Source organism: Bradyrhizobium septentrionale (assembly GCF_011516645.4).
Taxonomy (GTDB): Bacteria; Pseudomonadota; Alphaproteobacteria; order Rhizobiales; family Xanthobacteraceae; genus Bradyrhizobium; species Bradyrhizobium septentrionale.
Window position 1 is genome coordinate 6,505,989 of the sequence record NZ_CP088285.1, and the last position, 13,610, is coordinate 6,519,598.

The 13,610-nt window shown below is 63.8% G+C and carries 12 protein-coding genes; 10 read left to right on the forward strand and 2 right to left on the reverse strand.

Features of this window, described 5'->3' with window-relative positions:
• Window positions 1-117 precede the first annotated feature (117 nt).
• The 10 genes from HAP48_RS32645 to HAP48_RS32690 all read left to right on the forward strand — a co-directional run bounded on the left by HAP48_RS32645 (window position 118) and on the right by HAP48_RS32690 (window position 11,667).
• Window positions 118-1,368 (forward strand): transporter substrate-binding domain-containing protein, encoded by a 1,251-nt coding sequence (locus HAP48_RS32645; RefSeq protein WP_035976739.1) that lies wholly within the window; start codon window positions 118-120, stop codon window positions 1,366-1,368.
• 128 nt (window positions 1,369-1,496) lie between these two features.
• Entirely contained in the window at window positions 1,497-2,366 is an 870-nt protein-coding gene (urtB, locus tag HAP48_RS32650) for an urea ABC transporter permease subunit UrtB (RefSeq protein WP_166203977.1), read from the forward strand.
• Window positions 2,367-2,382: 16 nt separating this feature from the next.
• Window positions 2,383-3,522, forward strand: coding sequence for an urea ABC transporter permease subunit UrtC (gene urtC / locus HAP48_RS32655; RefSeq protein WP_166203978.1), 1,140 nt, complete (start codon window positions 2,383-2,385; stop codon window positions 3,520-3,522).
• On the forward strand, window positions 3,519-4,271 hold the full coding sequence (urtD, locus tag HAP48_RS32660) for an urea ABC transporter ATP-binding protein UrtD (RefSeq protein WP_166203979.1): 753 nt from the start codon (window positions 3,519-3,521) through the stop codon (window positions 4,269-4,271). Before urtC ends, urtD begins: the two co-directional genes overlap by 4 nt.
• Entirely contained in the window at window positions 4,264-4,956 is a 693-nt protein-coding gene (gene urtE, locus HAP48_RS32665) for an urea ABC transporter ATP-binding subunit UrtE (RefSeq protein WP_166203980.1), read from the forward strand. Before urtD ends, urtE begins: the two co-directional genes overlap by 8 nt.
• Window positions 4,957-4,989: 33 nt before the next feature.
• Window positions 4,990-6,027, forward strand: coding sequence for an aliphatic amidase (locus HAP48_RS32670; protein ID WP_029080622.1), 1,038 nt, complete (start codon window positions 4,990-4,992; stop codon window positions 6,025-6,027).
• Between the two features lie 96 nt (window positions 6,028-6,123).
• On the forward strand, window positions 6,124-7,458 hold the full coding sequence (locus HAP48_RS32675) for a purine-cytosine permease family protein (protein ID WP_166203981.1): 1,335 nt from the start codon (window positions 6,124-6,126) through the stop codon (window positions 7,456-7,458).
• 34 nt (window positions 7,459-7,492) lie between these two features.
• Complete coding sequence (locus HAP48_RS32680) at window positions 7,493-8,512, forward strand: alpha/beta fold hydrolase (protein WP_166203982.1); 1,020 nt, start codon at window positions 7,493-7,495, stop codon at window positions 8,510-8,512.
• A gap of 39 nt (window positions 8,513-8,551) precedes the next feature.
• Entirely contained in the window at window positions 8,552-9,364 is an 813-nt protein-coding gene (locus HAP48_RS32685; protein ID WP_275948993.1) for a CbbQ/NirQ/NorQ/GpvN family protein, read from the forward strand.
• A 14-nt stretch (window positions 9,365-9,378) separates the two neighbouring features.
• On the forward strand, window positions 9,379-11,667 hold the full coding sequence (locus tag HAP48_RS32690; RefSeq protein WP_166203984.1) for a nitric oxide reductase activation protein NorD: 2,289 nt from the start codon (window positions 9,379-9,381) through the stop codon (window positions 11,665-11,667).
• Window positions 11,668-11,676: 9 nt separating this feature from the next.
• Here the strand turns inward: HAP48_RS32690 and HAP48_RS32695 are convergent, their stop codons facing one another.
• Window positions 11,677-12,264, reverse strand: coding sequence for an ANTAR domain-containing response regulator (locus HAP48_RS32695; protein WP_166203985.1), 588 nt, complete (start codon window positions 12,262-12,264; stop codon window positions 11,677-11,679).
• Window positions 12,261-13,424 (reverse strand): transporter substrate-binding domain-containing protein, encoded by a 1,164-nt coding sequence (locus HAP48_RS32700; RefSeq protein ID WP_166203986.1) that lies wholly within the window; start codon window positions 13,422-13,424, stop codon window positions 12,261-12,263. Before HAP48_RS32700 ends, HAP48_RS32695 begins: the two co-directional genes overlap by 4 nt.
• Window positions 13,425-13,610: the final 186 nt, after the last annotated feature.

Genomic DNA, 13,610 nt, shown 5'->3' on the forward strand with positions numbered 1-13,610 from the left:
CGGGGCCGGCGGCGACAGCGCCGCCTTCGACACAACCGGCAACAAAGCCCTCCCAATGCTCGCGTAAGCGCGCATCGGGAGGGCTTTTTGTTTTTTCAGTCCTGAAGGGAGCTAGGGATGAGCATTTCACGGCGGACTTTGCTGAGGAATACCGCGGCGCTTGGCGCGTTTGCCGGCGCCGGACTGCCGCACATCTGGATCAAGAACGCCGACCTCGCTTACGCAGCCGGCGGCGAAATCAAGGTCGGCGTGCTGTTCTCGCTGACGGGAACGACCGCGATCATCGAAGAATCGCTCAACAAGGCGACGCTGCTCGCCATCGAGGAAATCAACGCCGCAGGCGGCATCAAGGGCAGCAAGATCGTGCCGATCGTCGAGGATCCCGCGTCCGATCCCGCGACCTTCTCGGAGAAGGCCCGCAAGCTCGTCGTCGGCGACAAATGCGTCAGCGTGTTCGGCTCCTACACCTCGGCAAGCCGCAAGGCGGTGCTCCCGGTGTTCGAGCGGCAGAACAATCTCTATTGGTATCCGACGCTCTATGAAGGCCGCGAGTGCTCAAAGAACGTGATCTACACCGGCGCGGTGCCGAACCAGCAGCAGGACGAGTTCGTGCCCTGGCTGGTCAAGAAGTTCGGCAAGAAGTTCTATCTGATCGGCTCCAACTACATCTATCCGAAGGAAGAGAACAACTACTGCAAGAAGCTGCTCGAGAAGCTTGGTGGCGAGGTCGTCGCGGAAGAATATGTGCCGCTCGGCCATTCAGAATTCTCTTCCGTCATCAACAAGATCCGCTCGACCCAGCCGAACGTGATCTTCTCCACCGTGGTCGGCGATTCCGTGGTCGCGCTGCATCGCCAGTATCGCGCTGCCGGCCTCGATCCCGAGAAGATGCCGATGGCGAGCCTGACGACGTCCGAGAACGAGGTCGCGGCGATGGGCGGCGAGGCTGCCGCCGGTCACTTCACCTCGGCGCCGTACTTCATGGTGCACAAGTCGCCGGAGAACGAGAAGTTCGTCGCGGCCTACAAGAAGCGCTGGGGCGCCGACAAGGTCACGCATTTCGTGTCGGAGGCCTGCTACTTCCAGACCTATTTGTTCAAGCAGGCGGTCGAGAAGCTTGCGACCAGCGACCTGACGCCGCCGAACATTCGCGACGCGGTCAAGGGCGAGGGAATGATTGCGCCGCAGGGCAAGGTCCAGATCGAGCCGGAGAACCTGCACACTTGGCTATGGCCGAAGATTGCCCAAGCGAAGTCGAACGGCCAGTTCGAGATTCTCGTCGAATCCAAGGAATGGCTGAAGCCCGTGCCTTACGCGGCCTATCCCGGGCAGTCCTGCACCGAGAAGGGCCTGGTCGAGAAGAGCTGACGACGGGGCTGATGACGGCCGTCGGCGTGCGGCGCCGGCGGCCGGCATCCCGCACCAAATGCGCCTCTCGCATGCATGCGTGCGAGGGGCGGGGCGCACCAAATGAACATTGAAGAGCGGATCCCGACGTGGACCAATTCATCGAACAAATCGTCACGGGGCTGAGCATCGGGTCGATCCTGCTGCTGGTCGCGCTGGGACTGTCGATCATCTACGGCTCGATGGGCATCATCAATCTCGCCCATGGCGAGTTCGTGATGCTCGGTGCTTACGCCGCCTGGGTGTTTCACACCTATTTCGGGTGGAGCCTGCTGACGAGCCTGGTTCCGATCTTCCTGGTGGTTGCCGCGTTCGGCTGGGTCATCGAACGCTACGTCCTGAGCCTGCTCAACAACCGGCCATTGGATACGATTCTTGCGACCTGGGGCGTCGGCATCATGCTGCAGCAGGCGGTGCGGCTGATGGTCGGCAGCGAGTTGCGCTACGTGCAGCTGCCGCCGGCGCTGTCCGACAGCATGAACGTGTTCGGCATCCCGATATCGTCGTATCGGGTGTTCCTGTTCGTGGTGTCGATCGCGTTGTTTGCGGCGACCTGGTTGCTGATGAACCGCACCACGGTCGGGATGAAGCTGCGTGCCATCATCCAGGACCGTTCGGTCGCCGCCTCGTTCGGCATCAACGCCAAGCGAGTCTATGCGCTGACGTTTGCTTATGGCGCCGGACTTGCGGGCCTTGCCGGCGCACTGGTGTCGCCGCTCAAGAGCGTGTCGCCCGATATGGGCACCGGCTATGTGGTCGATGCCTTCATGGTGGTCGTGCTCGGTGGCGTGCAGAGCCTCGCCGGCACGGTGGCGAGCGCCTTCATCCTCGGCGAACTCTCCGGCGGCATTGCCTTCCTGCAGAACGACACGGTGGCAAAGGCAATCGTGCTGCTCGCCATCGTCGTGCTCATCCGTTTCCGCCCCGAAGGGCTTTTCACCGCACGCGTGCGGGCCTGAGACAGATCGCTCATTCATGCCGTCGAATGCGACCACCTCCAGCGGATTGCAGCGCCTGATCGCGCAGCTTGCACCGCTGCTCATCGTGTGCGCGCTGGTGTTCGCGCTGCCGTTGCTGCTCAACAATGACTTCCTGCTCAACAAGGTCGCGCGTTATCTGGTGCTGGGCATCCTCACGGTGTCGCTCGGATTGTCCTGGGGTTTCGGCGGCATCCTGAACCTCGGCCAGGCGATGAGCTTCGGGCTCGGCTCCTACGCCATGGCGATGGCGCTGAAGCTCAAGACCGTGCCGGTGCATACGGGGGCCAGCGGGCTGCCGGACTTCATGGTCTGGAACAATGTCGCGCACCTGCCATGGTTCTGGGAGCCGTTCCGCTCGCTGACTTTCGCCATCGCGGCGGGCCTGCTCGTGCCGGCGCTGGTTGCGGCGGCGCTCGGCTGGTTCATGTTCCGCGGACGTGTGACCGGCGTCTATGTCTCGATCATCACGCTCGCCACCATGGTGGTGATCAATCTCGTGATCATCGACCAGCAGAGCTACACCGGCGGCTTCAACGGCATCACCGATCTCGCCCAGCTCGAGATCTTCGGCGTCGCGTTCGATGCCTATGGCCGCGCTACGTATTATCTCGTTGCTACTTGCGTGCTGCTCAGCCTGCTCGTGGCCTTTGCCTTCACGAAGTCCAGGGCCGGCCTGATCGTGCAGGCGATCCGCGACCATGAGAGCCGGGTGCGCTATTTCGGCTACGACGTCGCGCTCTACCAGATCTTCGTGTTCGCGCTGTCGGCCGCGATCGCAGGCCTCGCCGGCATGCTCTACACCGTGGTGATGGAGTTTGCTTCGCCGACCTTCCTTGGCGTGCAGATTTCGCTGTCGGTGGTGGTGTGGTGCGCGGTCGGCGGCCGGCAGAGCCTGGTCGGTGCGTTCCTCGGCGCGGTGCTGGTGGCGGGCATGCAGGGCGCGCTGTCGGAATCTGCAGCGTTCCTGGAAACCTGGACGCTGGTGATGGGCGCGCTGTTCGTGCTCGTGGTGCTGTTCCTGCCGAAGGGGCTCGCCGGCCTCGCCCAGGTCGTCCTGCGCTGGATCGTGCAGCGCCGACAAGCCTCGAGCCGTGGCGTTGCGCAGGGCGTCGGTCAGACGGAGGGCAGCACATGACCTCCCACCTCGAACTCCGCGACATCTCGGTCAGCTTCAACGGCTTCAAGGCGATCAACGGTCTCAACATGAGCGTCCGCAAGGGCGAGCTGCGCTGCCTGATTGGGCCGAACGGCGCGGGCAAGACCACGGCGCTGGACATCATCTGCGGCAAGGTCAAGCCGAGCGGCGGCACTGTCAGTTTTGACGGCACCGCGCTGCAGGATCTCGAGGAATACGAGATCGCCCGCGCCGGTGTTGGTCGCAAGTTCCAGGTGCCGAGCGTGTTCCGCGAGCTCTCGGTCTCCGAGAATCTTGAAGTGGCCCGGGCGCGCCGCACCTCCGTGTTCGGCAACCTTCGCTGGAATATCGGCAATTCCGGGCGCCCGGACGTTGAACGTCTTGCCGAGCTGGTCGGGCTCACCGAGCAGCTCGATCGGCCCGCCGCCTACCTATCGCACGGCCAGACGCAATGGCTCGAGATCGGCATGCTGGTCGCCCAGGACGCCGAGCTGATCCTGATGGACGAGCCCACCGCAGGCATGACGGCGCAGGAAACCCGCAAGACCGCCGAACTGTTCGCGCGGCTGAAGGGCAAGCACACGTTGATCGTGGTCGAGCACGACATGGGCTTTGTGAAGGCGATCGGTGACATCATCTCGGTGATGCATATGGGCCAGATGCTGGCCGAGGGCACCGCGGCGGAGGTCGAGGCGCACCCCGAAGTCCGCCGCGCCTATCTCGGATCGGGAGGCATCAGCCATGCTTGAGCTGACCGACGTCGACGCCTTCTACGGCAACAGCCGCGCTCTGCAGGGCATCAACCTGATGGTCGGTAATGGCGAGTTCCTCTCGGTGCTCGGTCGCAACGGCGTCGGCAAGACCACGCTGATGCGCAGCATCCTCGGCCTGATGGACCGGGTCACCGGACGGCTGTCGCTCGACGGTGCCGACATCTCGCCGCTGCGGACTTATCAGCGCGCCAAGGCCGGCATCGCCTATGTGCCGCAGGGCCGCGGGATCCTGCCGCGCTTCACCGTGCGGGAGAACCTGACGCTCGGCACCTTCGCCGCGAAATCGGCCAACGGCATCGAGGAATGGGTGCTCGAGCTGTTTCCGGTGCTCAAGGATTTTCTCAATCGCTACGGCGGCAATCTCTCCGGCGGCCAGCAGCAGCAGCTTGCGATCGCGCGCGCGCTGCTCGCCCAGCCCAAGGTCATCCTGCTGGACGAGCCGACCGAGGGCATCCAGCCGAACATCGTCGAGCAGATCGAGGACGTGATCGTCCGCCTCAACCGCGAGCGCGGAATCACGGTCGTGCTGGTCGAACAGAATGTCTCGTTCGCGCGGCGTGCGTCTCACCGCTTCGCGCTGCTCGAAAAGGGACGCGTCGTCGCCAAGGGCGCGATCGGTGAGCTCACCGATGATCTCATCCAGCTGCACATGGCTGTGTAGCGGGAATTATCGTTCACGAAAGGGAGACGAGACATGTTGCATGGAGACATATCGAGCAGCAAGGACACGGTCGGCGTCGCCGTGGTCAATTACAAGATGCCGCGGCTGCACACCAAGGCGCAGGTGCTGGATAACGCGCGCAACATCGCCAACATGGTCGAGGGCATGAAGCTCGGCCTGCCGGGCATGGACCTCGTGATCTTCCCGGAATACTCGACCCACGGCATCATGTACGACTCCAAGGAGATGTACGAGACGGCATCGTCGGTGCCCGGCGAGGAGACCCGCATCTTCGCGGACGCCTGCCGCAAGGCGAAGGTCTGGGGCGTGTTCTCGCTGACCGGCGAGCGCCACGAGGAGCATCCCAACAAGGCGCCGTACAACACCCTGATCCTGATGAACGACAAGGGTGAGATCGTCCAGAAGTATCGCAAGATCATGCCATGGGTGCCGATCGAGGGCTGGTATCCCGGCGACTGCACCTATGTCTCGGAAGGGCCGAAGGGGCTGAAGATCAGCCTGATCATCTGCGACGACGGCAACTATCCGGAGATCTGGCGCGACTGCGCGATGCGCGGCGCCGAGCTGATCGTCCGCTGCCAGGGCTACATGTATCCGGCCAAGGAGCAGCAGATCCAGATCTCGAAGTCGATGGCCTGGGCCAACAATTGCTACGTCGCAGTCGCTAATGCCTCGGGCTTCGACGGCGTCTATTCCTATTTCGGCCATTCCGCGATCATCGGTTTTGACGGCCGCACGCTCGGCGAGTGCGGCACCGAGGACAACGGCATCCAGTACGCCCAGCTCTCGGTCTCGCTGATCCGAGACGCCCGCCGCAACATGCAGTCGCAGAACCATCTCTTCAAGCTGATGCACCGCGGCTATACCGGCCTGATCAACTCCGGTGACGGTGACCGCGGCCACGCGGTCTGCCCCTACACCTTCTACAAGAACTGGATCACGGATCCCGAGGGGACGCGGGAAATGGTCGAGGCCATGACCCGCCCGACTGTCGGCACCGACGAGTGTCCGATCGAGGGCATTCCGAACCAGAAAGTCGCGCATCGCTAGGCGACATCGACGATCGGCGCCGGCGCGACGTTTTCGCGCCGGCGTGGTTCGAGGCAAGGGCGGGCATTTCCAAACAGGGGAAGCAGGGGCGATAGCATGAGCAGTCAATCGAATAGCGGGCTGGTTCATCAGACCGAGGGCCAAATCGACGACCTTCTCGGTCACGAGTTCGAGCACGAGCCGGTGCCGATGAACGCCCGGCGCAGCGCCTTCTCGGTCACCATGGTGTGGCTGGGCTTTCCGATGATCATCACCGGCGCGATGACCGGATCGCTGCTCGTGCTGGGCATGGGGTTCAAGAATGCGCTGGTGGCGATGATCGTCGGCAATCTGATCATGTTCGCCTATGTGGGCGCGCTCGGCCTGATCGGCACCCGGCGCGGCATGAACTTCGCGTTGATCGCGAGCATTGTGTTCGGCAAAAAGGGCTATGTGCTTGCGTCGGGCCTGCTGTCGACCCTGCTGCTTGGCTGGTACGCCGTGCAGACCGGCATCACGGGCGCGTTGATCTCCTCGACCTACGGCCTCAACTATGTGGCGATGACCGTCGTGGCCGGCGTGCTCTATATCGCCATCACCTTCGTCGGCGTGAAGGGCTTGCACTATATCGGGCTGGCGTCGGTGCCGCTGTTCGTCGTGCTCGGCCTCTGGGTCGCGGCCGACGCCGCCTCGACCACGACATCAGCGGCGATCTTCGCCTATGCCGGCAACAATGGCGTCGCCAGCATGTCGATGGGCGTCGGTCTCACGGTGGTGCTCGCGCTGTTCATCGACGCCGGCACGGTGACTGCCGACTTCAACCGCTGGGCGCCGAGCGCACGATCATCGCTGTTTGCCACCTTCAGCGCGTTTCCGTTTGCCAATCTGGTGGCGATGCTGGTCGGCGGCGTGATGACCGCGGCGCTCGCCGTGCCGAACGCCAATCCGTTCGGCGTCGACAACATGTTCGGCTACATGAACGGCAAGCAGCTGACCTGGCTCAGCATTCTCGCGTTCATCTTTCTCTACGCCAATCTCGGCTCGGTCTGCTCGCACTGCCTGTATAATGCGGCCACCGGCTGGTCGCGCATTCTGGGCACCAACATGCGCTTGATGGCGGTGATACTCGGTGCCATCGGCATCGTCGTTGCGGCAGGAAATGTCTGGGCGTTCTTCATCCAGTGGCTGTCGCTGCTCGGCATCCTCGTGCCGCCGATCGGCGCGATCATCCTGGTCGATCAGTACCTGCTGCGCGCCGGTGCGCGGGCGGACGTGGACTGGCGTGCGAAGCCGTTCATTGCCTGGGGCATCGGGTCGCTGTGCGCCTTTGCAGTTGAAAACCTGATGCCGGGGCTGTCCACTGCGATCTCGGCCGCGCTGGTCGCCGGCATCGTGTACGGGGCGATCGCACGGGTGGAGTCGTCCGCCGAAAAGGTGGCGCGTCCCGCATAAGCGACAGGCTCAATCAAGCAAAAAGGATGCATCAATGAGCGTCGACTATCAGATCTACGATCTCGGCAATCTGACCTTGCAGCGCGGCGCAACCATCCGCGACTGCAAGCTCGCCTACAAGACGTTTGGCCAGCTCAACGCGGCCAAGGACAACGTGATCGTCTATCCGACCTGGTACTCCGGCCAGCACTACGACAATGAATGGCTGATCGGACCGGGCATGGCACTCGATCCGGCAAAATACTTCATCATCATACCCAACATGCTCGGCAACGGCCTGTCGTCATCGCCGAGCAACACGCCGGAACCGTATAACGGGCCGCGCTTTCCGCAGGTGACGGCCTACGACAATGTCCGCGCCCAGCACCGGCTGGTGACCGAGCTGTTCGGCATCAAGCACATCCGTCTGGTGGTCGGTTGGTCGATGGGTGCACTGCAGACCTTCCATTGGGGCGCGCTCTATCCCGACGTGATGGATCTGCTGGCGCCGTTCTGCGGCTCGGCAAAATGCTCGCGCCACAACTACGTCTTCCTCGAGGGCGTCAAGGCAGCACTCACGGCGGATGCCGCATGGAAGGAGGGCTGGTACACCGACAAGCCGGCCCGCGGCCTGCGCGCCGCCGCGCGGGTCTATGCCGGCTGGGGCTTTTCGCAGGCCTTCTATCGCGAGCAGATCGACATTAAGACATTAGGCTATTCGTCGCTGGAGGATTTTTTGGTGGCGTTCTGGGAGGGCTTCTTCCTGCCGAAGGACCCCAACAACCTGCTGACCATGCTGTGGACCTGGCAGAACGGCGACATCAGCGCCAACGAGATCTACAAGGGCGACTTCAAGGCCGCGCTGAGGGGCATCAAGGCCAAGGCCTATGTCATGCCGGGCCAGACCGACCTTTATTTCCCGCCGGAGGACAGCGAGATCGAAGTGGCGAGCATGCCGAACGCCAAGTTCGTGCCGGTGCCGTCGATCTGGGGGCACTTCGCGGGCGGGCCGGGGACCAATCCGGTCGATGTCGCTTTCATCGACACCAAGCTCAAGGAACTGCTCGCATCGTAATATCGAACGGTTGCCTGCGCGATCATGGGAGGCGTGAGCTTGTCCAATCCCGCTTTGCTGCTCGACCAGTACCGCATCCGGGAGGAGCCGTATTACCGGCCGCTCAAGGATGAGCTCGAACTGTTCGGTGCAGCCTATGCGAACCGCATGCCGGTGATGCTGAAAGGCCCCACCGGCTGCGGCAAGACCCGGTTCATCGAATACATGGCGTGGCGGCTCGGCCGTCCGCTCATCACGGTCGCCTGTCACGAGGACATGACGGCGGCCGATCTGGTGGGACGCTGGCTGCTCGATGCACAGGGTACGGTGTGGAGCGACGGTCCGCTCACCACGGCCGTGCGCCTTGGCGCGATCTGCTATCTGGACGAAATCGTCGAGGCGCGCCAGGACACCACCGTCGTGATCCATCCCCTGACCGATGATCGTCGTGTGCTGCCGCTGGAGAAGCGTGGCGAGCTAATCCACGCCCATTCCGACTTCCAGCTCGTGATCTCCTACAATCCGGGCTACCAGAGCGCGATCAAGGACCTCAAGGAATCCACCAAGCAGCGCTTTGCGGCGCTGGATTTCGGATATCCCGACCGATCGGCGGAGACCGAGGTGGTGTCGCGCGAGGCCGGCATCGAGCCCAACCTCGCCGATCTGCTGGTGAAGATCGCCCAGCACAGCCGCAACCTGAAGGGCCAGGGCCTCGACGAAGGCGCTTCGACCCGGATGCTGGTCAATGCCGGCCGGCTGATCGGATGCGGCATCAGCCTCGAAAAGGCGTGCGAGACCACGATCGTCGTTCCCCTGACCGATGATGCGGACACCAGGAACACGTTGCGCGACGTGATCTCGGCCTCTGCGTGAGCGGAAGTCGGCAGGTGGCGGTCGTGCAAATCAGTTCGCTCGATAGCTTCCGGTCCGGACGCCGGCTTGCGGCACTGTTGCGCGGTCACGACGAGATCGCTGCGGCCGTGCAGGCGGCGCGCGCCGCATTGCAGCCCGTCGTTTCGTCCGATCATCTCGCGGCCTGGGATGAGGCTGTGCACAGCCTGTTCGCGGCCAATCTCGGCGCAGCCGTGGTGCTCGGCTTTCTCAGGCTATCAGAACGCTGGCCGGTGCAGCGACCGGCCGACGACCTGGTCGCGATCGGCCGTACGGTCAGCGACATCGGCCGCAGCGCCGGAAGCCGCGTCGCTCACGCACTGCTGACTGAGCTGTCCAAGGTGCTGCCGCGGCTTGCGGGTGCTGGAGAGCTCACCGCGGTTCTCGCCGCGTTCAGCCAACTCGCAGATACCGGGCCGGAGTCGGCCGGCCTTGCGATCGTTCGGCTGGAGCCGTTTCTGGCACAGTCCGACGGCGAGTCGTTTTCCGCCTGGGTCTCCGCCGGCTTGCGCGCGAGCGGCGGCCGCGCGGCGCGGCGGCGGGCCTATTTCGCGCTCGACGATCCGTTGTCGGCGCGTCTGTTCGCAGCCGGGCGGATGGCGGATGATTATGCGCGGCTGGAGAAGCGTCTCACCGCGACCGCACTTGCGTTGTGGAACAGAAAATCACGTTTCCGCAAATTGGCCGTTGCACCGACGCCGGTGCCGCGGCGGACCTCGCTCGCCGCCGGCTTCATCGGCCTGCCGGAGACCTTTCCCGGCTTCGAAGGCGAGGGGGCGGACGCGATCTATCTCGCAGCGGTCGCGCACGCCGGGGCGCATCTGGTGCATTCCACCGTCCGCTTTCCCGTGGGTCGATTGAAGGCGCTGCAGATCGCGCTGGTCTCGCTGATCGAGGATGCCAGGATCGAGACGCTGGCGCTACGCGAACTGCCCGGGCTGCGCCGGCTGTGGCTGCCATTTCACACGGCGACGCCGTCTGGCCAGGCGACTGCGGCCGGGCTGTTGACGCGGCTGGCGCGGGCGCTGATCGACCCGGATTACCGGGATTCGGATGCGTGGATAACCAAGGGACAACAGCTGTTTGCTGCCGCCGCCGATCGCTGCACCGATCCCGCCATCAGCCGCGAGATCGGCGGTCTGCTCGGCAATGACATCGGGCAGATGCGGCTGCAGTTCAACGCCAAGAGCTACGTCGTCGAGCCCGCCTACCGCGACGACAATCTGGCGCTGTGGGATTTCGGCGATCAGCCGGACAGCCCGGCCGAGACGATCGAGCTCGCGGTCGATTCCGTGCGGATCGAGCGGCGCGATGATCCAGCCGCACAGTCGACCGACGACAACGCCAGGCCGGACGAGACGCTGCGCGCGAAGGCCAGCGCGGTCACGCTGCTGGACGGATTTCCGGCCGCAACCTATCCGGAATGGGACTATGCCGCGCGGGCCGAGCGGGCGGACTGGACCACCATTCTGGAGGCTGATGCCGCTGTTTCTGCGAAGCCGTTCGATCTGCCGGCGGACACGGACACGATGCGCTGGGTCACACGCTTGACCCGCGATGCGTCCATTGGCCGCCGCATCCGCCACAAGGGCCAGCGCGACGGCGAGGCGCTCGACATCGATGCGGCGGTCGCCGTGACGATCGAGCGGCGTGCCCGTAACACTGGCGAGCCCAGGGTCTATCAGCGCGATGCGCCGGGACCGCGCGATCTCGCCATCCTGCTGCTGATGGACCTGTCGCAATCGACCGCCGACCGCGACCGCCGCGGCCGAACCGTGCTGGATGTCGAGCGCAAGGCCGCTGCGATCATGGCGACGGCGGTCGAGGCGGCCAATGACGCGATCGCGGTGCATGGCTTCAGCTCCGACGGCCGCGATCGCGTGCGTTATCTGCGCATCAAGGACTTCGAGGAGCCGATGGACGCGGTGGTTCGGTCGCGTCTCGCGGGCGTTGCCAGCAGCCATTCCACCCGGCTTGGTGCGGCCTTGCGCCACGCGGGCGGCTACCTCGCGGCGCGGCGTGCATTCCGCAAGGTGCTGCTGGTGCTCACCGACGGCGAGCCCTCCGATATCGACGTACCCGATCCGCAATATCTCGTGGAGGACGCGCGCCGTGCCGCCCAGCAGTTGCGGCGGCGCAGCACCGATATCTTTGCATTTGGCATCGGTGAAGGCAGATTTCCCCAGCTCGATCGCATTTTTGGCGAGCGCTATGCGCTTCGCGTGCCGCGCATCGAGGTGTTGCCGCAACGGGTCATGCAGCTCTACGCGGAACTGAAGAAATAGTCCTGGGAGCTAGCCTATCGCCCGCGGCAGGGAGCCCTTTGCCGTGATTTCCGCAGAAATGTCCTCGATCGTCTTGCGCTGTTCCATGGCTGCCCGCCGGATTAGCGCAAAGGCGGCCGGCTCGGCCAGCGCATGGGTGTGCATGACCTGAAGCACGGCGGCGAGCACGATGCGACGGGATCGAAGCCGCTGTTCGAGCTTGACCACTTGCTGCTTCAGCTCGTTGGTGCGCTCGTTCCGTTCGAAGGCCATCACGAGGGCGGCATAGATGCCCGCCGAGCGCAGCGGCTTGACCAGGAATGACGCCGGATCGAGGTCGAGCACCAGCTTCAGTCGGCTCGGCGTCTCCGTGCCGAGCAGGGCGATGACCGGGCTTCGCCCAAGCGACGCACGCTGCGCCGGTGAGGTCAGCGGCAGGAACTCGTCGTCGATCAGCGTCACGTCCGGTCGGCAGTCGATCTTGGCGCCGGGCTCCCATGTGACGATCTCGATCCCGAGACGCTCGAACTGGCGCTTGACGATCGAGGCATCGCGCTCGTCCTTGATGGCGACCAGCGCCTTGCGTCCGCGCAGCGAAAATGAAGACGGTTTGCTCATTTCACAACCCGTAAATGCGGCGCATTCGGCGACGCTGCATCCCGTGCGGGGCTGGCGGCGACGTCGAGCTGCGTCAGATAAGGATCAGGCTTAACCGGAGCCTCGGCTTCCCAGAAGATGTCAAACTGCGCTTCGGCGTTGGAGACGGCCAGCCGCGGCGTCAGGACGCAGTGGTTGTTGCTATCGTCGATCCAGACCGGACCCTGTGGCGAATTGTAGCGATGGCCGGCAGCGGCGCGCCGCACCTCGCCGATATCAGAGGTGCCGGCGCGTTGCAGCGCGCGGGCCAAGAGATAGACCGCGACATAGGCGGATTGTCCGTCCACCGACGGGCTGCTGTGTTCGCCGTAACGGGCTTTCCAGCGTGCGACGAAAGCCTTGTTCTCGGGCAGGCGAATGCTTTCGAAATAGGCTGATGATGTGATGCATCCGGCGGATGCCGGGCCTGCGATCTTGAGCTCGGGCTCGCACAGGCTGCAGCTCAGCATGGGAATGCTGAGGTTGGCTGCAGTGGTTGCGGCATGAAAGGCACGGATAAAATCATAGCTCGAACTGCCGACCAGCGTGTTGAAGACCACCGGCGGCCGGCGCCGCACGATCTCGTCGACGATGTGCGTCACCGCGCTCTCACCGAGTTCGAGCAGGCGTTCGGCGAGAATGCGACCTCCCGCCGCCGTCACCAGCTCGCGGGTGACGCGATTGGTTTCCCAGGTCCAGACATAGTTGGAGCCGACGCAGAAGATCTCACGCGACAGATTGTCGAGCACGTAGCGCACCAGCGGCAGCACGTTGTGATTGGGCGAGGCGCCGACATAGATGACGTTGTCGGAGCATTCGAAGCCCTCGTAGCGCGCCGGGTACCAGAGCAGTCGGTCGGTGCGCTCGACGATCGGAAGCACCTGTTTGCGCGAGGCCGATGTGTAGCAGCCGATGATGTGCTCGACCCCGACATTGCGAATGAGGTCGTCGCAGACCGTATGGTATTCCGCAATCACCCCGCGAGGATCGCGGACATGCGCTGATATCGAGAAATCGAAGCCATCCTGCTCGTTGATCTCGTCGACCGCCATCATCGCGCTCTTGAGGATCTCGCGCCCCATGGCCTGATAGGGCCCGTGTTGCGAGCAGATGATGCCAACTGGTATGGACGGCTTTGTCATCGACGACTTTCATTGAATTCACGAAGCAAACCATCTTCGCAGAGGTCGGGGCAAGAGGTCATGCCGTTTTGCTGCGCATGCACCTCGCGAAATTTGTGCAGCCAGCCTCGTTGACAACGCGCTGCACACTTCCTTAGAATTTTCTCCTACAGGGCTTCCTGTCGAACTTGCGCGCGTCGATTTGGC

Excerpts from the sequence above, each read along its gene's own strand:
- HAP48_RS32670 (WP_029080622.1), top strand. The coding sequence starts at position 4,990 with ATGTTGCATGGAGACATATCGAGCAGCAAGGACACGGTCGGCGTCGCC.
- urtC (WP_166203978.1), top strand. The coding sequence starts at position 2,383 with ATGCCGTCGAATGCGACCACCTCCAGCGGATTGCAGCGCCTGATCGCG.
- HAP48_RS32680 (WP_166203982.1), top strand. The coding sequence starts at position 7,493 with ATGAGCGTCGACTATCAGATCTACGATCTCGGCAATCTGACCTTGCAG.
- HAP48_RS32645 (WP_035976739.1), top strand. The coding sequence starts at position 118 with ATGAGCATTTCACGGCGGACTTTGCTGAGGAATACCGCGGCGCTTGGC.
- urtE (WP_166203980.1), top strand. The coding sequence starts at position 4,264 with ATGCTTGAGCTGACCGACGTCGACGCCTTCTACGGCAACAGCCGCGCT.
- urtD (WP_166203979.1), top strand. The coding sequence starts at position 3,519 with ATGACCTCCCACCTCGAACTCCGCGACATCTCGGTCAGCTTCAACGGC.
- HAP48_RS32675 (WP_166203981.1), top strand. The coding sequence starts at position 6,124 with ATGAGCAGTCAATCGAATAGCGGGCTGGTTCATCAGACCGAGGGCCAA.
- HAP48_RS32700 (WP_166203986.1), bottom strand. The coding sequence starts at position 13,424 with ATGACAAAGCCGTCCATACCAGTTGGCATCATCTGCTCGCAACACGGG.
- HAP48_RS32695 (WP_166203985.1), bottom strand. The coding sequence starts at position 12,264 with ATGAGCAAACCGTCTTCATTTTCGCTGCGCGGACGCAAGGCGCTGGTC.